The organism is Actinoalloteichus sp. GBA129-24 (assembly GCF_001941645.1).
GTDB classification, from domain to species: domain Bacteria; phylum Actinomycetota; class Actinomycetes; order Mycobacteriales; family Pseudonocardiaceae; genus Actinoalloteichus_A; species Actinoalloteichus_A fjordicus.
Genome location: NZ_CP016077.1, coordinates 1,742,775 through 1,765,563 on the forward strand (window position 1 = coordinate 1,742,775; position 22,789 = coordinate 1,765,563).

Here is a 22,789-nt window from a genome sequence, read left to right on the forward strand (position 1 = left end):
GAGGTGGTCTGACATGGACGCGTTCGGTCATGTCAATCACGCGAACACGGTCACGTTGTTGGAGGAGGCCCGTGTCGGGCTGTTGTTCGTCGAGGGCGGGCGACGCGGCGAAGTCGAGATGGCCGACGGCACCGTCGTCGCCCGGCTGCGGGTCGACTACCTGCGCCCGCTGGTCGTCGACGGTGCCTCGGTCCGGGTCGAGATCGCCGTCGACGAGCTGCGAGCGGCGTCGTTCACGCTCGTCTACGTGCTCCGGAGCGGGCGTTCTCCCGACGACCCGATCGCCGCGACCGCAGAGACGGTGATGGTGCCCTACGACCTCGCAGGCGGCAGGCCGCGCAGGCTCACCGACACGGAGCGGGACTTCCTGGCCGGGTGGCGGGCGAAGCTGCCCACCGGCAGACCGCAGGCGGTGAACTCCCGTGGCTGAGCTTCGCCTCGTCGACTCCTCGGCCAGGGATGATCTGGGCGCCTTCGTCGCGCGTGCCGTCCGGCTCGATCAGCAGGCCGTGGTGCGACTGCGCAACCGGCCCGGCATCGGCGAGGACGCGCCCCCGATGCTGGACGCCTGGGTGTCCACCCCCTTCGACGCGCTGGTCACCCGGTCCGTCGAGGGCGTGCTGGCGCCCGCCGACACGACCGTCTGGGCCAACGACCTCCTCACCACGCTCACCGTGGTGCGGGGCGATCGGCTGGACCCGGGCCTGCCGCAGGACCTTCTCTGGCGATCCGCACTGCCTCCCTCGGAGGGCTGGCGGCGGGTGGACGACGTTCCCGCAGGAACAATCGCCGAGCTCGCCGATCGCGGAGTGTCGGTGGCCAGGGAGAATCCCGGTCCGCACGGCACGCCCCCCGCGTCGCTGCTCGACCAGACGGTGCTCACCGTCAGCGGAGCCGGGTTGGACGTCAAGATTCCGCTGCGCTGCCTGTTCGCGCTGTCCGGGATGGGCTTCGTCGGTGGCGGGGAGGCCGAGGACCAGGTTCGCGTCGTCGCGACGGACTCCTGGCTGCGGCTGGACGCACGGTTCGGCTCGGTGGTCCGCCGTCGACACGCGATGCTGCCGCTGCTGATCTGACCGCACGACGACGTCATCGGTGCAGGCACCCCGCCCGGATGACTGCTCGACCGCCACGGGTCACGAGGACGCCCGAGAACGACGAAGGCGCCGGTGCGACTGGATCGCGACCGGCGCCTTTCGTCGTTCTCTGGCGGCTCAGTGCAGCCAGGCCGCAGTGTCCGGGGGCAGCTCGCCGACCCCGAGCGGACCGCTGGAGAGCAGCACCTCACCAGGGGGAAGCGGCACGGGGACCGACGAGGTGTTGAGCGCGCAGATGAGTCCACCGCCTTTACGCCGGAACGCGAAGCAGCCCTCGGGTGCGCCGTACCACTCGACCTCGCTGCCGGAGAATGCCGAGGTCGTCTTGCGCAGCTCCAGGGCCTGGCGGTACAAGGAGAGCATCGACTCGGGGTCCTCGAGCTGGCGCTCCGCGGTCAGCTCCGCCCAGTCCGGTGGGATCGGCAGCCAGGTGTCCGGCCGAGTGGAGAAGCCGAACGGCGGCGTCTCGCCTTCCCACGGCATGGGCACGCGACACCCGTCCCTGCCACGCTCGGTGTGCCGGGACCGCTCCCAGATCGGGTCTTGCAGTGCCCAGTCGGGCAGGTCGACGTTGGGCAGGCCGAGTTCCTCGCCGTTGTAGAGGAAGGCGACACCCGGCAACGCGAGTTCGACCATCACCATCGCGCGGGCGCGTCGGGCTCCCTGCGGGCCTCCGCCGTAGCGGGACACATGACGCACCACGTCATGGTTGGACAGCGTCCAGGTCGGGGGCGTGTCGGTGGCGGCGAGCGCGTTGACGGAGTGCTCGATCGCCTCGCGGATCACCTCCGCGTTGAAACCCGCCTCGACCAGACGGAAGTTGAACCCCAGATGCAGCTCGTCGGGCCGCAGATAGCGGGCGAACCGCTCGTCGTCCTTCACCCAGATCTCGCCGACCGCCATGCGGCCCGGATACTGGTCGAGGACCTTGCGCACCATGCGGTGGATGTCGTGAACGCCGTCGTTGTCGAACCGCGGGTCCAGCCGGTTGTCGTGCAGCACGGCCGAACCCTGGTCCGCCCTGGCGTCCATGTCCGGCAGCCCGTCCGGCTTGGCCATGCCGTGGGCGACGTCGATGCGGAAGCCGTCGACGCCCCGGTCGAGCCAGAAGCGCAGCGTCTGCTCCAGGTCGTTCCAGACATCGATGTTCGCCCAGTTCAGATCCGGCTGCTGCGGTGCGAACAGGTGAAGGAACCACTGTCCGTCCGGCAGTCGAGTCCACGCGGGGCCGCCGAAGATGCTGGTCCAGTTGTTCGGCGGCTGCGAGCCGTCGGGTCCTCGGCCGGGCCGGAAGACATACCGATCGCGTTCCGGGCTGCCGGGAGCCGCCCGCAGGGCCTGCTGGAACCAGGGGTGCTGGTCACTGCTGTGATTGGGTACCAGATCGATCGTGACTCTGATGCCGCAGGCGTGGGCCTCGGACACGAGTCGGTCGAATCCGGCCAGGTCGCCGAAACGGGGATCGACGTCACGGGGATCCGCCACGTCGTAGCCGTGGTCGGCCATCGGCGAACGGTAGAACGGCGTCAGCCAGAGGGCGTCGACACCGAGTAGCTCGAGGTAGCCGAGTCGGGCTCGGATTCCGTCGATGTCGCCGACACCATCACCGTCGGAGTCGGCGAAGGAGCGCACGTAGACCTGATAGAAGACTGCGTTTCGCCACCATGCGGAGTTCTCCGCAGTCTCGGTTTGAAGGTCGGCAGATCGTCGCACAGGGAGCCATCCTGCCATCTGTTTCGGGGGAAAGTTGCCTCAAACGGGTGATTGGGTAGCGCGATCTTGGGCACTGCGAGAGAGGGCGATGCGGCCGGATGCGGCGTGATCCAGACGGGTTGCACAGAGCGGAGACGGCCCCCGTGCCGGGGGCCGCTCATGATCAGACTCGTCCGTCTCGGCCTGCGGGGGTCAGTGCCAGGAGTTGACCAGCGTCTGCGCCGCCATCTCCATGTACGCCCACAGCCGGTCGCGATGCACCGGATCGAGGTCTGCCTCGTCGACGGCCACCCGCATGCACCGCAGCCATGCGACGCGCTCGGCCTCACCGATGGTGAATCCTGCGTGACGCATCCGCAGCCGGGGGTGCCCCCGCTGCTCGGAGTAGGTGTGCGGGCCGCCCCAGTACTGCGCCAGGAACAGGCGCAGGCGGTCTTCGGCGGGACCCAGGTCCTCTTCGGGGTACATCGGGCGCAGCAGTTCGTCGTGAGCCACCTCGACGTAGAACCGAGCGACGATCCGGCGGAAGGTCTGCTCGCCTCCGACTGCCTCGTAGAAGTTCTCCGGTACGCCCACGCGTCCATACTCGCTCACGTCCGCAACGCTCTTCTCCTCAGGGTGGCAACCACGGCATCATCCCTGGTAGAAGGATCGGCCGGTCGGATAGGGCGCGCTGATCTCGGCGCGGTCGAACGCCGCCTTGATCCGCGCCCGCAGTGCTCGTGCGACGGCCCACTGCCTGCCGGGACGCACCTTGACGGTCAGACGGATGGTGATCGTGTCCGAGGTGATCTGGTCCACGCCGAGCATCTCCGGCGGTTCCAGCACGCTCTCCGACAGCGGAGCCTGCGCCGCGGCGTCGGCCGCGGTCGCCTGCGCCAGCTCCAACGCCGCGTCGACGTCCGAGGAGTGCGCCAGCGGCAGATCGATCACCGCCACCGCGAACCCCTGGCTGAAGTTGCCGACGCGGAGCACCTCGCCGTTGCGGACGTACCAGACCGTGCCTCCGAGGTCACGCACCGTGGTGACCCGCAGTCCGACGGCCTCGACCGTGCCGATCGCGTCACCGAGGTCGACGATGTCGCCGACGCCGTACTGGTCCTCCAGCATCATGAAGATTCCGGACAGGAAGTCGCGTACCAGATTCTGCGCACCGAAACCGATGGCCACGCCAAGTACACCTGCGGAGGCGATGATCGGGGCCATCTGGATGCCCAGCTGGTCCAGCGACAGGATCAGGGCGAAGCCGTAGACGACGAAGGACGTGATCGACTTCAGCACCGAGCCGATGGTTCGAGCACGCTGGATGCGCCGCTCGGACAACAGCGGGCCGAGCGCGTCGGGCGCTCGGTCCCGCAGCGGCTTGAGCAGGGTGGGGACCTTCTGCTCCCCGGTCATTTTCGTGGCCCGGCCGATGGCCCGATGCAGGACGAACCTGATCACGAAGGCGGCCAGGAAGATCAGGAGGATCTGGACGGCGGTGATCAGCGCAGGGGAGACCTGCGCGACGACAGCATTGTCGGTGAGCTCGTAGACCCGATCGCACCAGGAGTCTTCTTCACGGGCGCAGTCGGGCGCCGCCGTGGGGATGAACACAGAGAGTCATGGTAATCGTGGTACACGGTCCACGTCACGAGTTCGTGATCAACTCATGCACGTGGCCGTGACAGAACCCACGACGATGCAGCCGGGGTCTCCGGACGGTCGAACGGTCGCCGTCGGTCAGGAGGCGAGACTCCCGGCCGTCTCGGCGAGTCGGGAGCCCAGCGCCCGCGCATTGGCAGGCGCGACGACCATCCAGTTCCGCCCGTCGGGACCGAGCGTCTGCTGTGCCATGTAGCGGCCCGGCGGCGGATCGAAGAAGCTGATCGCGTTCTCGACCCGGTGCCGCTTCCCGAACCGGTCCCGCCGTGCCACATAGAGCTGCCCAGCGCAGGACCTGGGCATGGCCAGGAGCTGCTTCAACGCCTTCATGTCCGGTCCGCCCGCACCGCCGGGTGCCGCCTCGAAACCGAATTCGCCCTCGCGCGACGGGTCGTTGCCGCCGTCACCGAACGCGTCCTTGGGGAAGTTGAACGAACGGCCGCGACCACCCTGGTTGGGCGGCAGCGCCGAGAGCAGGGCGTCGATCAGCCCGGTGGACCGGACCGGTTCGAGGCTGAGCTCGTCGTCGGCCATCCTGGCGAGCAGCGCCTGTTCGCCGCTGCCGAGGGCCAGCGCCGACCGCGTGTCCTTCTGGCCGTGACTGAACCACCCGTAGAACTCGACCTCCGGGCGCTTGATCAGCCGGAGGGCGTCGAGCAGGTCGGGATGTGCCTCGCGGCCCCTGGCCAGGCCGAGGCCGCCGAGCTCCTGCCAGGCCTGGTTCACCAGCTCACGGCGTTCGTCGAAGGTGCGTCCCGGCGAGCGGCTGTTCAACGCCAGGTGCTTCTCCTCGAGCCGTTCCTGTTCCCACAGCACGTCGTAGGCAAGGTTGGAGATGGTGATCTTGCTCCGCAACATCGTCGCTCCCGACTGCGATCGTTCCTCAGGCAGGTGGATGAGCCGCCCGATCCTCGAAAGACCAGCGTCACCCGCATCTCAGCGGGTGACGCCGACCCTTCGCGGAATGGGTCTCCAGTCAGCGGTAGTTCGAGGGCGGTGTCTCGCCGAGCACGGCGGGCGCCACTCGCTGGCCGTCACCGAACACATCGTCGGTCTCGACCAGGTAGTCGGCGCGCTTGTGCTCCTTGTCGTCCTCACCGTCCTGGGCCTGGCCGCCGCGGCCGCCGCCCGCCATTCCGCCGCCTGCCATACCGCCGCCCGCGCCACCGCCGCCGGGGCCGAACCCGCCGCCCGCCGGGCCGAAGCCGCCGCCACCGGGACCGAAGCCGCCGGGCATCCGGCCGCCCATGCCGCCGCCTGCGCCCCCGCCCGAGGGGCCGAAGCCGCCGCCGGGCCCACCGGGACCGCCGCCGAAGCCGCCGGGCATCCGGAATCCGCCTGGTCCACGTCCGCCGCCGCCGGGGCCGCCCGCGCTGCCGCCGGGTCCGCCCGCACCGCCGCCGGGCGGAACGAAGCCGTTCGGACCCGGACCGTTAGGGCCGTAAGGCCCGCCGGGGCTCGGCCCGTTGGGACCGATCGGACCGTTGGGGCCGGGGAAGTTCGGGCTGGGCGAGTTCGGGATGTTCGCGTCGGGGCTGATCGACGGTGGCTGGTTGGGTGTCGGACCTCCCGGCGGGACGTTGCCCGGCGGTGTGAAGCCGCCGCCCCCGCCGCCGCCCCCGCCGCCGCCGCCGCCGGTGGGTACTTCACCGGGCGGCGTCCAACCGCCGCCCCCGCCCCCGCCGCCGGAAGGAAGGGAGCCGAGCCCGCCCCCGGACCCGTTACCCCCGCCGCCATTACCACCGCCGCCGTTCCCACCCGGGTCGACCCCGAGGGTGTCGGCGCCCTTCATCGCGATCTGCACCTCGGCAGGCTGCTCGAAGACCGGCAGGTTGTTGACGTTCTCCGAGGTGTTCGCACCGTATTCGGTATACGCAGCGATGTTGGCGCTGCTCTGCTCCTGGTTCGCCTCTTTCTTCCGGTCGTAGTCGATCTCCCACGGGACCGGGCTGTACCAGGGCTCGTTCGGCACTTCCGGCGGCTTCTCGATGTTGCCCGCCGCTGTCCGGAAGGAGCCGCTCTGGGAGGCGACCTTGTAGGAGACGTCGGTACAGGTCTGTTCGGCGTTGACCGCGAATTCACTGAACGGTCGGATCGTGTTCCCCGCACCGTCCGCCGCCGCACCGGACCAGCCGACCTGAGCCGCCTCGACGGCCCGGTCGATGGTGGCTTGCACTTCGCGGTACTTTAGTCCGATCTCGTGCCAGGCCCGATAGTTCTCATCGGTGGTGCCTTCTGGGCCAGTCGCGTTCGTGTGGAACCAGGCGTAGATCTCGTCCCCGTCGACTGCGCGGCACTGGGGAAAGAAGATGTCACCCATCTCACAGCCCTCCTGTGAGGTTCTCGATCATCAGCCCAGCCACCTCGTCGACCCTGACGCATGGATCACTGTGGCTGGCGTCGTTCTCGGACAGGAAGACACCGACGACGAGAGTTTCTTCGGCGGTCAGGTCCACGTGTGCATTGCACTGACCCACAGGGTCGACGGTGATGTCCAGGTGCACGGCGGGTCGTCCTGCGATCTCGACGTCACCCTCAAAGAAGGGATAGGTCGCCGAGTCCTCGTGCATACCCTCGATTCCGCCAGAAGCGTCGTCGAGATGAACCAGAAGGTTGGTGACCGAAGAGCTGTCTCGACTGATCCACTGACACTGCTGGGTGTCCACGGCTGAGTTGCGAGGCGAGCCAGGCTCTGTGATTCCATACTCGGCGAGCTGGTCGGCGGTCAGCAGGGAACAGGGGTCCCCTGCTGGCAACGTGGTGTCCAAATCGTCGATGGTCCGGTCGGCCTCCGTGCCTGTTCCCGGTGCAGGGGTCGAAGCACCGGTGTCTTCGCTCCTTGGTGTTGTGGCCTCGTCGAGAGAGCTGCCATCTCCGTCGACCGGAGTCGAGCAGCCAGCAAGCGCCAGGAGCACCATCGTGGTAGCACAGAGAGTGCCGCGCAGGTTGCGGTTCATACGTCGATGCTCCCAATCTGCGAGTTCTCTTCTTCGATGCGCTGGTACTCGTTGAGGGTGGTGGTCAGGTTGTCGATGGTGGCTCGCAGGGCTTCACGGAAGGCCTTGTTAGCCGCACCGTGCGCGCCAGTCTCCTCGAGTGCCTTCTCGCTGATGATTCGCGCGGCTTCGGTGCTGTAGTCGTCTGCGCCGGGTGCCCGTAGCGTTCCGAGCTGGCTGACGGCGTCGAAGCTGATCGTCTCCAACTCGATGATCGCCTCCTCCAGCCCGTCGATCAACTTCTGGATGTTCTCCGGGTCGACCTCGAAGGATCCGCCGCTGACAGCCGGGCCGGGGCCCGGGTCGCTGGGGTAACCGCGGTCTTCCATGGGTGCTGCCTTCCGACTCGTTCGCGCCCTCGTCGCCGTTGAGACGCCCACCGGTGACCGGTGGTTCCCGTGGCTGCTCGACCCCCTGGCGCCACCGAGTCCGTCGGGACGGCGGCATGTCGAGCGCTGCCCTCAAGATTAATCCATCGCACCAACGGAAAACACGGCAATGCGGCCCTCGGCGGCGACTCGCCCGTGACCAGGCGGGCTGCCAGGATCGGGATCGGGACAGGCAGGTTGACGAGGCAGGGGACGGCGGCAGAAGATCGCGCGGGCGGCCGACCGGCCCGGCCTCAGTCCTGTCTCAGGTCGAGCCCGGTCTGCGCCGCCAGGAAGGCGAGCTGGTCGGCGGACAGCGCGACGGCCTGCGTGACCGAGCGTGCGCCGTGGCCGACCTCCGTCTCCCGACGCAGGAGCACCGGGCGCTTCTCGGGATCGCCCGTCGTGGCGTGCTGGAGCGCGGCGCACATCTTGCGGGCGTGGCAGGGATCGACCCTGCTGTCCGAGTCGAACACGGTGAACAGCACCGAGGGGTACTCCACCCCCGAGGTGACGCGGTGATAGGGCGAGTAGCCGAGCAGCCAGTCCAGTTGCTCGGGGTCGTCGGCCGTGCCGTACTCGTCGTTCCAGGTCCGGCCGAGGAGGAATCGCTCGTACCGCACCATGTCCAACAGCGGCGCCGAGCAGACGACGGCGCGGAACAGGTCGGGACGCTGCGTCAGCGCGGCGCCGACCAGGAGGCCGCCGTTGGAACCGCCCATGATCGCGAGCTGGTCGGGCGTGGTCCACTGTCGGGCGATCAGTTCATCGGCCGCGGAGTGGAAGTCGTCGAAGACGTTCTGCTTGCGGTCTCGCATGCCCGCCTGATGCCAGGCCTCGCCCTCCTCGCCACCGCCGCGCAGCGAGGCCGTCGCCCAGATCCCGCCCGCCTCCACCCAGGCGAGGGCGGCTGAGTTGTAGGCGGGGCGGCGGCTCACCGAGAAGCCGCCGTATCCGGTGAGGATCGCGGGCCTCGACGTTGCTACCGAGGAGTCCGGGCTGACGAGGAAGAGCCGGACGGGCGTGCCGTCCTTCGATCGATACACGATCTGCTCACTGCGCACCGACGGCGGCGTCACCGAGCCGGGAGCCGACTCGACCAGGTCTTCTCGGCCGGAACCCGCCCAGTAACCGCGCACGCCCGTCGGGGTCAGGAAGTCGGTCCAGCCGAACCAGAGCCGGTCGCCCCCGGTGTCGGTGCGGGGGTCGACGGTGGACAGTGAGGTGACGGTGCCAGGACCGGGCAGGGGGACCAGCGCGGTCTGTGCACCGGTCGTCGGATCGTGCAGTGCCAGCTCCGACACCGCATGTCGGGCCCGCAGGACGACGAGCTGCGCGGGCACCTGCTCGTCTCCCGGCAGCCACTCGACGCCGCTGAGCACGGAGTCGACGTCCTCGGAGATCAGCTCGGTCCAGTCCGCCCGGTCCGGCCTGGCGGGATCGGCGACGCAGAGTCGCCAGCGGGGTGCGTCGAGCGTCGTCAGCAGGTACAGCCTGCCGTCGCGATTCACCCAGGCGTGCAGCATCGCCTCGTTGCGTTCGTCACTGATCTGCCGCAACTCGCCCGTCGCCGCGAGATCGGCGAGCCAGGTCGAGTTCCTCGGGGCGGTGCCGGGACGCGCGTCGACGACGAGCCAGCGTCCGTCGGCGGACACCCGGACGCCGTAGTAGTTGGTCAGGTCCAGGCCTGCGCCGTGGACCTCCACGTCGGTCGCCGCGTCCTGGCCGACCCGGTGCAGCCAGACCCGTCGATGGAACTGCTCCTCGCCCTCGGGCACGTCCTCCGGCGGCAGCCTGCGCACGTAGTAGAACTCTCGACCGCCGGGCAGCCAGGCGACGGCCGAGTACCGGCATCGGTCGATCGGCCCGTCGACGACCTCGCCGGTCGCCACGTCCAGCACGTGCAGCAGCGAATGCTCGTCGCCGCCCACCGACAGCTGATAGGCCAGCAGGGTGCCCTCCCGGCTCGGCGACCAGGTGTCCAGGGTCGTTCGCCCGGTGGGGTCGAGCCGGTTCATGTCGAGCAGGGTCCGTTCGGAGGTCGTGCCGTCGGCCGCCGTCTCCCGGACGTACAGCACGGCGTGGTCCTCGTCGGGCAGCCTGCGGGTGAAGAAGGCACGACCCGCGCGCCAGACGGGTGCGGACACCGAACCGGCGCCTGCCAGCTCGGTCAGCCGGGCGGCCAGCCGCTCGCGACCGGGCAGCGCACCCAGCACCGCCGAGGCCAGCCCGTCCTGTGCCTCCTGCCAGGCCAGTGTGGCGGGGTCCGCTGGGTCTTCCAGCCTGCGATAGGGATCGGCCACGGCCCTGCCGTGCAGGTCCTCGATGAGATCTTCGCGCGCGGCGTCCGGATAGATCGGCGAGTCAGCGGGCACACCCGCACTCTAGAGAACGACCCACGGCGCGCTGGTGGCGCGGTTGTCCGGCCGCTCGCACGCTGCAGGCGGTCGGACCACGGTAGTTCGCGTCACATTCGCCGCCTCCGGTCGTGCGCGGGCGCAGGTGTTCACCGACCGGTCGGCGATTCAGGAGTGCGAGACCGGCCGAAAGTGTGGTCGACTGGTTCCTGTACCGGTGGAGGTGGTTGCGTGCCAGATCGACAACCCACTTCGATCGGCGCTCCTGCGGAGTGGGCGCCGACCGCTGTCGTGCGCCCGGCGAACGCCAGACTTTGTTCGCCGAGCATCGTCAGAGCCGATCCGACTCCGTCTGCGCAGGCGGTGCCCGCCGGGGAGACACCCTCGCCCTGGGCCAGGCGTCAGGTCCTGCTGCTCAATGCGACCTACGAGCCGCTGGCGGCGCTGCCGCTGCGTCGGGCGGTCGTCCTGGTGATCTGTGGCAAGGCTGAAGTGGTGCACGACGACCCGCAGGGGCTTGCGGTGCATTCGGTGAACGCCAGCCAGTCCGTTCCCTCCGTCATCCGGCTCAGCCGATTCGTGCGGGTGCCGTATCGCGGCCGGGTGCCGCTGACGCGGGCCGCGCTGATGCTGCGGGACCGCTACCGCTGCGCCTACTGCCGGGGTCGGGCGGAGACGGTCGACCACGTGGTGCCGAGGAGTCGGGGCGGCAGTCACTCCTGGGAGAACTGCGTCGCCTCCTGCGCGCGGTGTAATCACCGCAAGGCTGACCGGCTGCTCCGGGAACTCGGTTGGCGGCTGCTCACGATTCCTCGGGCGCCCTCCGGGCCTTACTGGCGGCTGCTGGCCGGCGGCGAGACCGACCCGCTGTGGCTGCCTTACCTGGGCGAACCCGCCGCCTGAGGAATTCGTGGTGTGGGCAGGCGGTAGGTCAACGCCCGCCGGGTGTGACGCGCACGCCTGCCTGGAGTCCGCGTCGGGTGACGCGTACGCCGCGACCGGACAGCTCGCGCACGGGGGTGTGGGTGACCCGGACTCCCTGTCTGGTCACTCGGACGCCCGCCTCGGGAGACCGGGTGACGCGGACCCCCGCCTCGGGAAGTGCTCGGGTGACGCGGACGCCTGCCTTCGGGAGTCGGGTGACGCGGACGCCTGCGTCGGGGAGACCTCGGGTGACGCGGACGCCTGACTCGGGAAGTCGTCGGGTGACGCGAACCCCGGCTTCGGGCAGGTGCCTGGTCACCCGGACGCCCGCCGTGCTCCTCGTGACCCGGACTCCGCAGTCCGGCGTGCGTCGGGTGACGCGAACCCCGGCCTCGGGCAGGTCGCGGGTCACGCGGACACCGTCCTGAGGCAGCATCCTGGTGACGCGGACCCCGAGCGTCAGGGACAGCCCGGACGGCGTCGAATCGGTGCGCGTGACGCGCACCCCTGCGGACGGCGTCGACCGAGTCACTCGGACCCCCGCTCTCGCGGCAGGCTCGTCAGTACGCAGAGTCGTTGTCGCACTGTGCGGTGCGGTAGGGCGGCTACCGTTGGGACGGGTGGTGTCCTTGCTCCATACGTGGATGTTGAAAAACATGATGTCATCTCCTTGACGTCGATCCGGACGGATCTTTCGCCTACTGGATGTGTGCAAGACCCGTACAGGTGAAAGTAGAAGCCTGGGCGGGCCTGGACAAGCCGCCAATGTGAGTGGCATTCACCCCCTTCTGGTCCGGGTCCGAACGGGGGAGCCTGCTGGTCCGACCGAGTGATCCCTGCCGGTGCGACTCCGTGCTGAAGGGTTACCCGTCGTAGCGGGCGTATAAGCACTCGCACACCTAGCGTGATGGACGATCGCGATGCGTGGTTGCCTCGGGCGGCGATTCCCGACGATCGGATGGTTCCGCGCCGCAGGCGCACCGGGCCCGCCCGCCCGCCGTCGCAGACCGATGGACCGGGGTGGCCGAGCCCGCCGTCGGCGAGTGATCTCGGGCGGCGTTGACACGCAGACACCCTGGTGGTCGACCCGTGGGCTACCGTACGAGGCGTGACCGTAGTGGAGACAATCCTCGTCTTCGTGCTGATCCCCCTGGTGGTCTACGGCGTGGTGATGATGCTGACCCTGCGGCAGAAGGCTGCTCGGGCTGCGCGCTACCGCCCCGGCCAGGAATGGGACTACCGACCGGTGTGGTGGACCGCGAACCCCGCGGGCCTGAGCGAGGCCCAGCGAGCCAGGGCAGCCGCAGCCGAGGAGCACGACGACCAGGCAGCGCAGACCGACGACCCGAACGTGTCGACGGCCAGGGGAGGTGCTCGTGGGAACTGGTGAGCTGACCCGCCGAGTGGAGGCCGCCGATGCCGATCTCGGCCTCGGCGCCGTGGTGACGTCCACCGGCCGAGTGTCCGTCGCTCGCAGGCTGACGCGTGACGAGGAGCCCGCGCTCCCGTTCACACCGTCGCAGTTGGCGCGGCTCGACGAGGCGCTGACGCTGGCAGGTCGGTCCACCGGGCTGGACTTCAGCATCTACCTCGGCGGCCTCGGCGAGGACAGCAGGGCACGGGCGGAGGAGCTGCACGCCTCCATCGGGTTCGCCGCGCGGGACGCCGTCCTGATCGCCGTGTCGCCTGCCGGGCGGGTGGTCGAGCTGGTGACGGGCTTCGAGGCCGCACGAAGGGTGCCCAACCGGGGCTGCAAGCTCGCCGTGATGAGCATGGTCGCCTCGTTCAAGGAGGGCGATCTCGTCGGCGGGCTGCTCAGCGGCCTGCGGATGCTCTCCGACCAGGCGGGCAACGAGCTGACGACCCGGTAGGAACCGCCTGTCGACGCGGCGGCAGTGGGCCCGGCCGTGTCCAGGCCGCCGTGATGAGACCGACCGCCGGGGGTGCGGCATGAACCGCACCCCCGTGGTCCGTCACCGGAATCAGTGGTCGTCGAAGGCCCGCGCGGCCAGTGCGCGGACGATCCCCGCTCGACCCTCGGACACCAGCCTCCGCAGCGCGGGCGGATGGTCTCCCGCCAGCCAGGCGTCAGCCGCCTCCACGGTGCTCGTCTCGACCGCCCAGGACGGGAAGAGCCCCACGACGGCAGGCTGAGCCCGTTCGATCGATCGCCGCCGCCACACGTCGTCCACCTCCGCGAAGTACCGCTGGACGTAGTCGGCCAGCAGCTTCTTCTGCGCCGGATGCGAGAAGCCGTGGATGATCGCCTCGTTCACGGCGTTGGGCAGCTCGTCGTCGTGCACGGCCCGTCGCCATGCCTCCTCCTTGGCCTCCGCCGTCGGCCGCAGTGCTCGCGCGCGCTCCGCATGCCTGCGTCCGGTCGCGGTCGGGTCGCGACACAGCTCCGCCTCGATCTCGGCGGTGTCGGCCGCACCATGGGCTACCAGCGCGAGCAGCAGACGCCAGCGCAGGTCCGTGTCCACCGTCAGGCCGGGCAGCGGGTCGGAGCCGTCCAGCCAGCCCCGGAGCACGTCGAGCTGCTCTGAGGTGAGCACCGATCCGGAGAGCGAGTTGACGAAGGCGAGCTGGTGGTCCGAGCCCGGCTCGGCGGCACGGGCGAGTTCGAGCACCCTGGTGGTCAGCCGTCGCCAGCCCTCCGGCGCCCAGTCGGGCGCGGCGTAGGAGGACAGTGCGGTCTGTGCCTGCATGAGCAGGCGCTGCGCCACCCCCACCTCTTCCTCGGCATGCACGCCGCCGAGCGCGAGCGCCACGAAGTCCCGAGCCTTGAGTTCGGCCTCCCGCGCCATCTCCCAGGCCGCCGACCAGCACAGGGTCCTGGGCAGCGACTCCTCGATGTCGGAGATCCGGTCGATCAGCGCGGCCAGCGAGTCGGGGTCGAGCCGCATCACGCAGTAGGTCAGGTCGTCGTCGTTGACCAGCACGATCTTTCCGCGCGGCACCCCGACCAGCTCGGCGACCTCGGTGCTCTGACCGGACACGTCCACCTCTGCCCGGTGGGTCCTGACGAGCCTGCCGCGCTCATCCTCGTCGTAGACGCCCACCGCGAGCCGGTGCGTGCGGAGCTCGCCCGCACCGGGGTGGGCGGGTCCCTGGACGACCTCGAACCGGGTGAAGCGACCCTCGTCGTCGAGTTCGAAGCGCGGCCGCAGGGAGTTCAGCCCCGTCGTCTCCAGCCACTGCGCGCTCCACCAGGACAGGTCTCGACCGGAGGCCTCCTCCAACGCGGCCAGCAGATCCGCGAGGGTGGCGTTGCCCCAGGCATGGCGGGCGAAGTAGACCCGCAGTCCGGCGAGGAAGTTGTCCAGCCCGACGTAGGCGACGAGCTGCTTGAGGACGCTGGCGCCCTTGGCGTAGGTGATGCCGTCGAAGTTGACCTCGACGGCGTGGGTGTCGGGGATGTCTGCCGCGACCGGATGCGTCGAGGGAAGCTGATCCTGACGGTAGGCCCAGGACTTCTCGATGTTGGCGAAGGTCGTCCAGGCCTGGGTGTACTCGGTGGCCTCGGACTGCGACAGGACGCTCGCCCAGGTCGCGAACGACTCGTTGAGCCACAGGTCGTTCCACCAGCGCATGGTCACGAGGTCGCCGAACCACATGTGGGCCATCTCGTGCAGCACGGTCTCGCAGCGGCGCTCGTAGGAGTACCGGGTGACCCGCGACCGGAAGACGTAGTCCTCCAGGAACGTCACGCAGCCCGCGTTCTCCATGGCGCCCGCGTTGAACTCCGGCACGAAGCACTGGTCGTACTTGCCGAACGGGTAGGGCACGCCGAAGGCCTTGTTGTAGAACGCGAAGCCCTGTCGGGTCTCGGTGAACAGGCGGTCGGCGTCCAGGTGCTCCGCGAGCGAGGCGCGGCAGTACAGCCCCAACGGGATGACGCCGTGCTCGTCCTCGTACTCGGCACGCCACTCGGCGTAGGGTCCTGCGACCAGAGCCACCAGGTAGGTCGACATCGGTCGGGTGGTCGCGAAGACATGTCGGGCGGCCGCGCCGACGGTCGTCGTCTCGCTGATCAGGTCGTTGGAGATCACCTTCCAGCTCGACGGAGCGGTGACCGTGAGCTGGTACACGGACTTCAGATCCGGCTGATCGAAACAGGCGAACATCAGCTTGGCGTCGGAGGTCTCGAACTGCGTGTACAGGTACACGCCGTCGTCGACCGGATCGACGAAGCGGTGCAGGCCCTCGCCGGTGTTCATGTAGCGGCAGTCGGCATGCACGACGAGCTCGTTCTCGGCTGCCAGCTCGGGCAGCGCGATGCCATCCTCCTCGCGGTAGCCGCCCAGGTCGAGCTCGACGCCGTTGAGGACGGCTCGGTCGACCTGCTCGGCGACCAGATCGATCCAGCTTCGGGCGCCGACCTCCGAGGAACGGAAGCGGACCGTGGTGACGGATCGGAAGGTCTTCTCGCCGGGACCGCCCTCGCCGTCGGTGAGGTCCAGGTCGATGGCGTAGGACGTCACGCTCAGCAGCTCGGCCCGCTCGCGGGCGGCTTCGCGGGTCAGGTTCGGGGCGGGCAACAGATCACCTCGGTCTGCAGTCTGGGCAGGTCGCTGGCATCCAATCACGTCCGGCGCGGCCGGGGCAGTCAACCGACTGGGTCAGCCCGATCGGGAATTCCTCGTCGATGTCGCATGGTTGTCGTTCATGGTGCACCCCGACGGGTGACAGGCCGACCGATTTCCGAGGAGACCCTGCATGGCACAGGACCCGAACACGAACGCGGCGAGGACCACGGTGGACTTCTGGTTCGACCCGGTCTGTCCCTTCGCCTGGATCACGTCGCGGTGGATCCTCGAGGTTCAGAAGGTGCGCGACATCGACCTCCGGTTCCGGGTGATGAGCCTGTCCGTCCTCAACGAGGGACGTGAGCTGTCCGAGGACTACCAGGCTCTGATGGACCGCTCCTGGGGTCCGGTCCGCGTGGCGATCGCCGTGGAGCATCAGCACGGGCCGGAGGCGCTGGCCGCCTACTACACGGCGATCGGCACGCTGATCCACGTCGAGGGGGTCCGGGATCGGCCGACGGCCATCTCGCAGGCGCTCGCGGAGGCCGAGCTGCCTGCCGAACTGATCGAGGCCGTCGAGTCCACCGCCTACGACGAGCGGCTGCGGGCGAGCCACCATGAGGGCATGGACCCGGTGGGGGAGGACGTGGGCACGCCGACGATCCACATCGACGGCACCGCCTTCTTCGGCCCGGTGTTGACGAAGATCCCCCGCGGCGAGGAGGCGGGCCGCATCTTCGACGGCGCGCGGCTGTTGGCCGACTATCCGTACTTCTTCGAGTTGAAGCGGACCCGTACCGGAGAGCTCGACTTCACCTGATCGGTCGGATCCCTTCCCGCCGGATGACCGGCGGGGAGGGATCCGCCTCCGCAGAGGGGGATGCGCCTCGCGGGGATGATGCGCCTCGGCGGGGAGGGATGCGCCTCGGCGGGCGGGTGTGCCACGCTCGGGGCCGACGCATCGACCGCGCACAACTCGGGGAGGACCCATGGCGGCTCCTGGCACCGCTCGCACCGGTCACCTGATCGGCGGACGGGCGGTGATCGGCGGCGATGAACGGATCGACGTCGTCAATCCCGCCACCGAGCAGGTCATCGCCTCGATTCCGGCGGGGACCGCCGACGACGTCGATGCGGCCGTTCGCGCCGCGGCCGCCGCCTGGCCCGGCTGGGCGGCCACCTCCGTCACGGAGCGAGCGGCCGCCGTGCGCAGGATCTCCGGCGGACTGGCCGCGCGAGGCGCCGATCTCGCCGCCACCATCTCGGCCGAGATGGGCTCACCGATCTCCTTCGCCACGAAGGTCCAGGCCGGGCTGCCGGTGGCGACCTCGGCGGCCGTGGCGGACCTGCTCGACTCGGGGTATTCCTTCACCGAGGAGATCGGCAACTCGCGGATCGTTCGGGAGCCGGTCGGGGTCGTCGGCTGCATCACCCCGTGGAACTATCCGCTGCACCAGCTCGTGGCGAAGGTCGCACCGGCCCTGGCCGCCGGGTGCACGGTAGTGATCAAACCGAGCGAGATCGCCCCGCTCTCCGCCGGGATCTTCGCCGAGATCGTCGCCGAGGCCGGTGTTCCGCCGGGCGTCGTCAACATCGTGCACGGCACCGGACCGATCGTGGGCGAGGCGCTCGCCACGCATCCGCTGGTCGACATGGTCTCCTTCACCGGCTCCGTCGCGGCAGGCAGCCGGGTCGCCGCGCTGGCGGCCGGGACCGTCAAGAAGGTGGCCCTCGAGCTGGGCGGCAAGTCCGCGAACATCATCCTCGACGACGCCGACCTGACCAAGGCGGTCAAGATCGGTCTGGCCAACTGCTTCATCAACGCGGGGCAGACCTGCACGGCGTGGTCGCGCATGCTGATCCCCGAATCGCTGCACGACCAGGCGGTGACGCTGGCGGAGTCGGCCGCCGCCCGATACACGCCGGGCGATCCCACCGACCCGGCCACCCGGATCGGGCCGCTGGCCTCGGCGACGCAGCGGGACCGGGTGCTCGACTTCCTCCGAAGCGGTATGGAGGCGGGCGCTCGGCTGGTCGTCGGCGGCACCGAGACGCCGACCGGCCTCGATCGCGGGTCCTATGTGCTGCCCACCGTGTTCGCCGAGGTCCGACCCGAGATGACCATCGCGCGCGAGGAGATCTTCGGCCCGGTGCTGGCGATCATGCCGTATCGCGACGAGGACGAGGCCGTCGAGATCGCCAACTCCACCGACTACGGGCTGTCCGGCGCGGTGTTCTCCGCAGATCAGGATCGTGCGCTCGCGGTGGCCGGCCGGATGCGCACCGGTCAGGTCGACGTCAACGGCGCGGCCTTCAATCCGATGGCGCCCTTCGGCGGGTATCGACGCTCCGGGGTGGGCAGGGAACTCGGGCGCTTCGGATTGGAGGAGTTCCTCGAGGTCAAGTCGATCCAGGTGTGAGCCCGGATCGCGGAGCCGTCAGTCCGCCCAGTCCCATCGCATGCCGTAGATCCCCGGTGCGACGTCCAGTTCGATGACGTGCGCGGTGTGCGAGGCGCCGATCGCGACCTCCCGCAGCCCCTGTTCCGGGGCGTCGGCGTTGGGCCGGTGGTAGCGCAGGCACCGGACGGGCAGCGCATCCGGCTGGAAGCCGACCTGGAGCACGTACTGCCGGGTGGGCATCACGAAGCGTCGATCGTGGAACAGGATGGGTTCGCCCGGCTGCCCCGCCACCTCGTACTCGAAGATGGTCGCCTCGCCCGCGTCGAGCACCCTGTCGAGCACGAGTTCGGCGACCATGAAGCCGCTCGGACCGTGGACGACCTCGCCGAGGGTGCAGTAACGGGTCGCGGTGATCGCGACGGAGCGCTCCGGCTCGGTGCGGTAGACCAGGAAGCTGCGAGACACGCCGTCCACCGCTGCCTCCACGACCATCCGGGTGCGTACCGCCTGTTCGTCACGCTGGGAGCCGACCAGCACGATGTCCTGGACGCTGAGCGGGCTGAGCTGATTCGGCGGCGGCACGTCGATGTGGGCCCGCAACTCCCGAACCGTGTCGGGGTCGGTCCAGAGCTGATCCAGGTCGACGGTGCCGTGGCTGCGAGCCACCCAGCGCCCACGGGGACGACGCGGGCCGAGCAGGCCGGTGAGCGACTCCTCCGGGAGGCCGAGCACCTCCTCCAGAATGCGCACTCCGCGCAGCGAGTCGGGCCGCTCCGGGCGACTGCGGCCGTGCCGCCAGTAGCTCAGGGTGGTGAGGCTGACGCGCACGCCCCGGTCGGCCAGTCGTCGTTGCAGCCGATCCAGGCTCAGGCCGCTCACCTCGATGGCGAGGCGCAGCGCGTTACTGAACGGGCCCTGCTCCAACGCCTCGGCGAGTTCCTCACGCCTGCCTGCGGGATGGGGCGCGTCGAGGCGGGGCTGTCGGGTCTGTCGAGAAGACGTCGGGGGCGTCGGAGGGCACGGCGGCTGCTGCGGCGGCGGTGCCTGCGGAGGTCGGTCGCCATGCATCGGGACCCCCTCGCGGTCGGGATGGGCAGAGGCTGTCGGTCCGGCACACCGCGCCGGGACCCGGCTGACAGGCGGGCGTACCGCCCGCCGATCGACCTGCTCACGATATCCGCCGTGCACTCCGCCGCATCGTTGCATCCTCAACTTGATCAGTCGGTGAGATGCGCCCGCGATCTGCCTGGTCAGCGCAGTCGGTCGGCTGCGGTGCGGACGACCGCTGCGCCGAACGGGTGAGTCGGCCCCTCCTCGGCTGCGTAGGAGACTGCGCCGAGCGCCGCAGCGTGCTCGACCAGAGTGCGTAGTTGCGCGGCCTGTGTTCGGACGAACGCGATGTCGACCGGTCGGCCGTGACCGGGGACGAAACGGGTGACCGCCGAACCGCGTTCGGCGAGTCCGGCCGCGAGTGCGGCCCAGTCTCGCGGGAACGAGTCCTCGAAGGCGGGCGGAGCACCCTGCTCGATCAGATCGCCGGTGAACACCACGTCGACGTCCGGCACGGTCACGATCAGATCGTGATCGGTGTGCCCCCTGCCGAGGTGTTCGAGCACCACGGTCCGTCCGCCGAGGTCGACTTCGACGTGATCGGTCACGGTGCGATCCGGCGGGACCGCCCGCGAGGCCGAGAGCGCGTCGGCCAGATCGGGCCTGCCCTCGTCGCGATAGTGCGTCGACCACTGGTCTCGTTGGGCCGATGCGGTGGCCCTCAGCACCGCAGGCAGCCGCTCGTGTGCCCAGACCGGACAGGGGAGGAAGGCCTCGGTGCCGAAGCAGTGGTCGAAATGGGCGTGGGTGTAGACGACGGCCCAGGGCAGCGACGTGCGTTCCCGGACGGCCGCCGCCAGGGCCGCTCCCTGTCGATGATCGCCGCCGGTGTCGATCACCAGGCAGGATCGCGTGCCGATGACCAGACCGGTCGAGAGGTCCAGTTCGCGATGTCGCCGCACCAGCACTCCGTCGGCGATCTCGCTCCACCACGCGGCGGGCGCGGGCTCTGGCGGCTCGGTCATGACTTCTGCTCCCGTGCTGTCGTCGGACGTGGTCCCTGCCGAGGTGCTGCGTCAGACTCGCAGCTGCTCGGCGCCGTGCCCCGGCCCGCCTCGGCGAATCAGCCGAGGCGGGCTCCATCGACCAGGATGCCGTCCGCCAGCTGCGGTGCCGCTCGGCTGACGTCGAGGAGACTCGCCAGCTCCACGTCGGCGGCGAAGCCCTCGTCGCGCAGCTCGCGGCCGGAGACGCAGCCCGCGATCACCTCCGCGATCCGGACGCGGCATCCCTGGAAGGACGCCTCGGCCAGTTCGGCCTCGGGGGAGAGGCCGCCGGTGGCCAGCCCCGCGATCACCGCTCCCGCGCCGAGGAGATCCTCCACTGCAGGCCGCAGCGGGCCTTCGTTCACTCCCCACCGCTCGCCCGCCGCGATCACCGCGATCGGCCCGCCTGCCGCGAGCGTCAGCGCCCGGCGAGCCGTCGCGCCCGCGTTGCGCAGACCGCCGACCAGCACGGCGGCCTGCCCTGCAGCGGCCGTGGCGCAGAGTGTGGCTCCGTTGGGGGAGGGCAGCGCGAGCAGCTGCCCGGCGGGGATATCCCGCAAGGAAGCGGGGCTCAGCGACCAGCCCGCACCGCGCCGAGGCCCGGCGAGCACGGCGCCTGCCCGCGTGGCCGCCTCGGCCGCTCGATCGTCGCGCCAGGGCAGCGGCAGGACCCGTGCCCCACGCCCGATCGCGACGTCGACGGCAGTGCTGAACGACAACACGTCGACGACGACCACCACCGCGCAGTCCTCGGCGAGGGCGGCGAGTCCCGCAGGCCCCCAGTCCAGCCGAATTCGGTGATCGGCCTGTCGAAACACGCGTGCATCAGCCATGTCGCCATCGAAGATCATCCAGGGGGGCCGAGTCGAGTCCATTGCCGCTCTCGACCGCCGGTGCGGTCTCGCTCGTCGCCTCCGCCGCCGCAACCTGGCAGACTGCCCGGCGTGCGTGTCTATCTCGGTGCCGACCATGCAGGCTTTCAATTCAAGAACGAGCTGGCCGACCATCTCCGCGGCCTCGGCCACGAGGTCGTCGACGTCGGACCTCATGCCTACGACGCCGAGGATGATTACCCGGCGTTCTGCATCGAGGCGGCGAGTCGGGTGGTCGCCGACCACGGCAGCGTCGGGGTCGTGATCGGCGGTTCCGGCAACGGCGAACAGATCGCGGCGAACAAGGTGCCCGGTGCCCGGGTTGCCCTGGCATGGAGTCCGGAGACCGCACGGCTGGCGCGAAACCACAACAACGCCCAGCTCATCGGCGTCGGCGCTCGGATGCACACCACGCAGGAGGCGATCGAGATCGTCACGACCTTCCTCGACGCGACCTTCTCCGACGAACAGCGGCACTCGCGGCGGATCGGGCTGATCGCGGAGTACGAGTCCACCGGCACTCCGCCGCCGCTGCCGACGGGCTGAGCCGATGGCGGTCCCGGACCGACCGGTGCACTGGTCGCTGGTCCCGCTGCTCGCGGCGCCTGCGACCGTGCTCGGCGTCGTCCTGCTCTACTTCGGCCAGTCGGCCCTCGTGCCCGCCGTCGCGGGCGGTGTCGAGGGCATCTGCGGATCTCCGGACTGCGGACTCGGCATCGGCGTGATGCTGTTTCTCGCCGGGGTGGCGTCCGTGCTGGTGGCACTGCTGTTGTCCGTCCTGCTGGGACGAGCCAGGGCGCGGGGCGGCCGCGAGCTCGGACTGCACCTCGCCCTCCGCGATGCCGGTGCGGTGACGGCCTGTGTGCTGCTGGGGTATGTCATCGTCTCCGTGCTGCTGTGGTGGATGATCGGCTGATGCCGGAAGGACACACCCTGCACCGACTGGCCCGGCTCCACCAGCGGCGCTTCGCGGGTGGGCCGGTGGCGGTGAGCAGTCCACAGGGTCGCTTCGCCACGGAGGCCGCCCGGCTGGACGGCGTGACGCTGTGCGAGGCGCAGGCGTACGGGAAGCACCTGCTGCATCACTACGAGAACGGCCTGACCGTGCACGTCCACCTCGGGCTGTACGGCACCTTCGTCGAACATCCCCTGCCGGTCGAAGAACCGGTCGGGCAGGTGCGGATGCGGATCGTCGGAGCGGATCACGTCACGGACCTGCGCGGCCCGACCGCATGTCGGATACTGCTCGCGCCGGAGGTCGCCGCGCTGCAGGCGAGGCTGGGCCCCGATCCGTTGCGGCCGGACGCCGATCCCACCGCGGCGTGGACTCGTGTCTCCCGTTCCCGCGCCTCGATCGCGGCGCTGCTGCTGGATCAGTCCGTCCTCGCGGGGGCGGGCAACGTCTACCGCGCCGAGGTCCTGTTCCGCCACGGCGTGCCGCCGATGCTTCCTGGATCGCGTCTGGGTCGGGAGACCTGGGATGCGATCTGGGCGGACCTGGTGCTGCTGATGGGCGAGGGGGTGCGCAGCGGGCGCATCGACACCGTGCGCCCGGAACACGATCCGAGCGTCACCGGCCGGGAGCCCAGGCGAGATCGACACGGTGGAGAGGTCTACGTCTATCGGCGCGCGGGGATGCCCTGTCTGGTCTGTGGCGAGACCGTGCTGATGCGCGATCTGCAGGGCCGCAAGCTGTACTGGTGTCCCGCATGTCAGGCAGGCTGATCGGCTCCCGACCGGCGGCCGAGGGCGGCAGCCCCGTCAGGGAGCACGTCGACGGACTCGCGGGTC

The 22,789-nt window shown here is 69.9% G+C and carries 23 protein-coding genes; 10 read left to right on the plus strand and 13 right to left on the minus strand.

The annotated features are described in order from the left end of the window. Window positions 1–13: 13 nt before the first annotated feature. Complete coding sequence (locus tag UA75_RS07930) at window positions 14–430, plus strand: acyl-CoA thioesterase (protein ID WP_083683957.1); 417 nt, start codon at window positions 14–16, stop codon at window positions 428–430. After that, entirely contained in the window at window positions 423–1,076 is a 654-nt protein-coding gene (locus UA75_RS07935) for a hypothetical protein (RefSeq protein WP_075739699.1), read from the plus strand. The genes UA75_RS07930 and UA75_RS07935 overlap by 8 nt, the downstream gene beginning before the upstream one ends. Before the next feature lie 138 nt (window positions 1,077–1,214). Here the strand turns inward: UA75_RS07935 and UA75_RS07940 are convergent, their stop codons facing one another. From UA75_RS07940 to UA75_RS07975, 8 genes are all read right to left on the minus strand, one after another. Then, window positions 1,215–2,810 (minus strand): glycoside hydrolase family 13 protein, encoded by a 1,596-nt coding sequence (locus tag UA75_RS07940; RefSeq protein WP_075739700.1) that lies wholly within the window; start codon window positions 2,808–2,810, stop codon window positions 1,215–1,217. A 192-nt stretch (window positions 2,811–3,002) separates the two neighbouring features. Next, window positions 3,003–3,404, minus strand: a complete 402-nt coding sequence (locus UA75_RS07945; protein ID WP_404799966.1) for a globin — start codon at window positions 3,402–3,404, stop codon at window positions 3,003–3,005. A gap of 39 nt (window positions 3,405–3,443) precedes the next feature. Further along, window positions 3,444–4,406, minus strand: coding sequence for a mechanosensitive ion channel family protein (locus UA75_RS07950; protein WP_083683014.1), 963 nt, complete (start codon window positions 4,404–4,406; stop codon window positions 3,444–3,446). Between the two features lie 126 nt (window positions 4,407–4,532). After that, entirely contained in the window at window positions 4,533–5,312 is a 780-nt protein-coding gene (locus tag UA75_RS07955; protein WP_075739702.1) for an ESX secretion-associated protein EspG, read from the minus strand. A gap of 118 nt (window positions 5,313–5,430) precedes the next feature. Then, window positions 5,431–6,774: a hypothetical protein gene (locus tag UA75_RS33740; protein WP_075739703.1), complete on the minus strand. Its 1,344-nt coding sequence runs from the start codon at window positions 6,772–6,774 to the stop codon at window positions 5,431–5,433. A 1-nt stretch (window position 6,775) separates the two neighbouring features. Further along, window positions 6,776–7,411 carry a DUF3558 domain-containing protein gene (locus tag UA75_RS07965; RefSeq protein WP_075739704.1) on the minus strand — a complete coding sequence of 212 codons (636 nt, stop codon included), beginning with the start codon at window positions 7,409–7,411 and terminating at the stop codon, window positions 6,776–6,778. Continuing rightward, on the minus strand, window positions 7,408–7,779 hold the full coding sequence (locus tag UA75_RS07970; RefSeq protein WP_075739705.1) for a hypothetical protein: 372 nt from the start codon (window positions 7,777–7,779) through the stop codon (window positions 7,408–7,410). The genes UA75_RS07965 and UA75_RS07970 overlap by 4 nt, the downstream gene beginning before the upstream one ends. A 293-nt stretch (window positions 7,780–8,072) precedes the next feature. Next, complete coding sequence (locus UA75_RS07975; protein ID WP_075739706.1) at window positions 8,073–10,193, minus strand: prolyl oligopeptidase family serine peptidase; 2,121 nt, start codon at window positions 10,191–10,193, stop codon at window positions 8,073–8,075. 213 nt (window positions 10,194–10,406) lie between these two features. Between UA75_RS07975 and UA75_RS07980 the strand changes: the two genes are divergently transcribed. Then, window positions 10,407–11,078 (plus strand): HNH endonuclease, encoded by a 672-nt coding sequence (locus UA75_RS07980; protein ID WP_083683018.1) that lies wholly within the window; start codon window positions 10,407–10,409, stop codon window positions 11,076–11,078. Between the two features lie 28 nt (window positions 11,079–11,106). Here UA75_RS07980 and UA75_RS34390 read toward each other — a convergent pair whose 3' ends face one another. Then, window positions 11,107–11,511, minus strand: coding sequence for a hypothetical protein (locus tag UA75_RS34390; protein WP_232237671.1), 405 nt, complete (start codon window positions 11,509–11,511; stop codon window positions 11,107–11,109). A gap of 696 nt (window positions 11,512–12,207) precedes the next feature. On the opposite strand from UA75_RS34390, the gene UA75_RS07990 reads away from it, so the two are divergent. Continuing rightward, entirely contained in the window at window positions 12,208–12,489 is a 282-nt protein-coding gene (locus tag UA75_RS07990) for a hypothetical protein (protein ID WP_075739709.1), read from the plus strand. Beyond that, the gene (locus UA75_RS07995; protein ID WP_075743542.1) at window positions 12,476–12,970 is read left to right on the plus strand and encodes a DUF5130 family protein; all 495 of its coding nucleotides are present in this window, start codon (window positions 12,476–12,478) and stop codon (window positions 12,968–12,970) included. Before UA75_RS07990 ends, UA75_RS07995 begins: the two co-directional genes overlap by 14 nt. Window positions 12,971–13,081: 111 nt before the next feature. On the opposite strand, the gene pepN is transcribed toward UA75_RS07995, so the two are convergent. After that, a complete protein-coding gene (pepN, locus tag UA75_RS08000; protein WP_075739710.1) occupies window positions 13,082–15,640 on the minus strand; it encodes an aminopeptidase N in 2,559 nt (852 codons plus the stop codon). A 178-nt stretch (window positions 15,641–15,818) separates the two neighbouring features. Here pepN and UA75_RS08005 point away from each other — a divergent pair, with 178 nt between their 5' ends. Together UA75_RS08005 and UA75_RS08010 are read left to right on the plus strand one after the other, a co-directional pair. Continuing rightward, entirely contained in the window at window positions 15,819–16,448 is a 630-nt protein-coding gene (locus tag UA75_RS08005; RefSeq protein WP_075739711.1) for a DsbA family protein, read from the plus strand. 169 nt (window positions 16,449–16,617) lie between these two features. Then, window positions 16,618–18,048: an aldehyde dehydrogenase family protein gene (locus UA75_RS08010; protein WP_075739712.1), complete on the plus strand. Its 1,431-nt coding sequence runs from the start codon at window positions 16,618–16,620 to the stop codon at window positions 18,046–18,048. Between the two features lie 18 nt (window positions 18,049–18,066). Here the strand turns inward: UA75_RS08010 and UA75_RS08015 are convergent, their stop codons facing one another. The 3 genes from UA75_RS08015 to UA75_RS08025 form a co-directional block, all read right to left on the minus strand. Then, on the minus strand, window positions 18,067–19,098 hold the full coding sequence (locus UA75_RS08015; RefSeq protein WP_157434056.1) for a hypothetical protein: 1,032 nt from the start codon (window positions 19,096–19,098) through the stop codon (window positions 18,067–18,069). A gap of 182 nt (window positions 19,099–19,280) precedes the next feature. Then, window positions 19,281–20,105 carry an MBL fold metallo-hydrolase gene (locus tag UA75_RS08020; protein ID WP_075739714.1) on the minus strand — a complete coding sequence of 275 codons (825 nt, stop codon included), beginning with the start codon at window positions 20,103–20,105 and terminating at the stop codon, window positions 19,281–19,283. Between the two features lie 98 nt (window positions 20,106–20,203). Then, on the minus strand, window positions 20,204–20,959 hold the full coding sequence (locus tag UA75_RS08025) for a 2-phosphosulfolactate phosphatase (protein ID WP_075743543.1): 756 nt from the start codon (window positions 20,957–20,959) through the stop codon (window positions 20,204–20,206). Between the two features lie 111 nt (window positions 20,960–21,070). On the opposite strand from UA75_RS08025, the gene UA75_RS08030 reads away from it, so the two are divergent. The 3 genes from UA75_RS08030 to UA75_RS08040 are packed head-to-tail and all read left to right on the plus strand — an operon-like array spanning window position 21,071 to window position 22,723. Next, the gene (locus tag UA75_RS08030; RefSeq protein WP_075739715.1) at window positions 21,071–21,544 is read left to right on the plus strand and encodes a ribose-5-phosphate isomerase; all 474 of its coding nucleotides are present in this window, start codon (window positions 21,071–21,073) and stop codon (window positions 21,542–21,544) included. Between the two features lie 4 nt (window positions 21,545–21,548). Beyond that, window positions 21,549–21,914, plus strand: a complete 366-nt coding sequence (locus UA75_RS08035) for a hypothetical protein (protein WP_075739716.1) — start codon at window positions 21,549–21,551, stop codon at window positions 21,912–21,914. Then, complete coding sequence (locus tag UA75_RS08040) at window positions 21,914–22,723, plus strand: Fpg/Nei family DNA glycosylase (RefSeq protein WP_075743544.1); 810 nt, start codon at window positions 21,914–21,916, stop codon at window positions 22,721–22,723. The genes UA75_RS08035 and UA75_RS08040 overlap by 1 nt, the downstream gene beginning before the upstream one ends. The last annotated feature ends 66 nt before the right edge of the window (window positions 22,724–22,789 follow it).

Bases quoted from the DNA above. Each gene is read 5' to 3' on its own strand.
- UA75_RS07965 (WP_075739704.1), bottom strand. From the start codon at position 7,411: ATGAACCGCAACCTGCGCGGCACTCTCTGTGCTACCACGATGGTGCTC.
- UA75_RS08010 (WP_075739712.1), top strand. From the start codon at position 16,618: ATGGCGGCTCCTGGCACCGCTCGCACCGGTCACCTGATCGGCGGACGG.
- UA75_RS07930 (WP_083683957.1), top strand. From the start codon at position 14: ATGGACGCGTTCGGTCATGTCAATCACGCGAACACGGTCACGTTGTTG.
- UA75_RS08020 (WP_075739714.1), bottom strand. From the start codon at position 20,105: ATGACCGAGCCGCCAGAGCCCGCGCCCGCCGCGTGGTGGAGCGAGATC.
- UA75_RS07955 (WP_075739702.1), bottom strand. From the start codon at position 5,312: ATGTTGCGGAGCAAGATCACCATCTCCAACCTTGCCTACGACGTGCTG.
- UA75_RS08035 (WP_075739716.1), top strand. From the start codon at position 21,549: ATGGCGGTCCCGGACCGACCGGTGCACTGGTCGCTGGTCCCGCTGCTC.
- UA75_RS08005 (WP_075739711.1), top strand. From the start codon at position 15,819: ATGGCACAGGACCCGAACACGAACGCGGCGAGGACCACGGTGGACTTC.
- UA75_RS33740 (WP_075739703.1), bottom strand. From the start codon at position 6,774: ATGGGTGACATCTTCTTTCCCCAGTGCCGCGCAGTCGACGGGGACGAG.
- UA75_RS08040 (WP_075743544.1), top strand. From the start codon at position 21,914: ATGCCGGAAGGACACACCCTGCACCGACTGGCCCGGCTCCACCAGCGG.
- UA75_RS08025 (WP_075743543.1), bottom strand. From the start codon at position 20,959: ATGGCTGATGCACGCGTGTTTCGACAGGCCGATCACCGAATTCGGCTG.
- UA75_RS07970 (WP_075739705.1), bottom strand. From the start codon at position 7,779: ATGGAAGACCGCGGTTACCCCAGCGACCCGGGCCCCGGCCCGGCTGTC.
- UA75_RS08015 (WP_157434056.1), bottom strand. From the start codon at position 19,098: ATGCATGGCGACCGACCTCCGCAGGCACCGCCGCCGCAGCAGCCGCCG.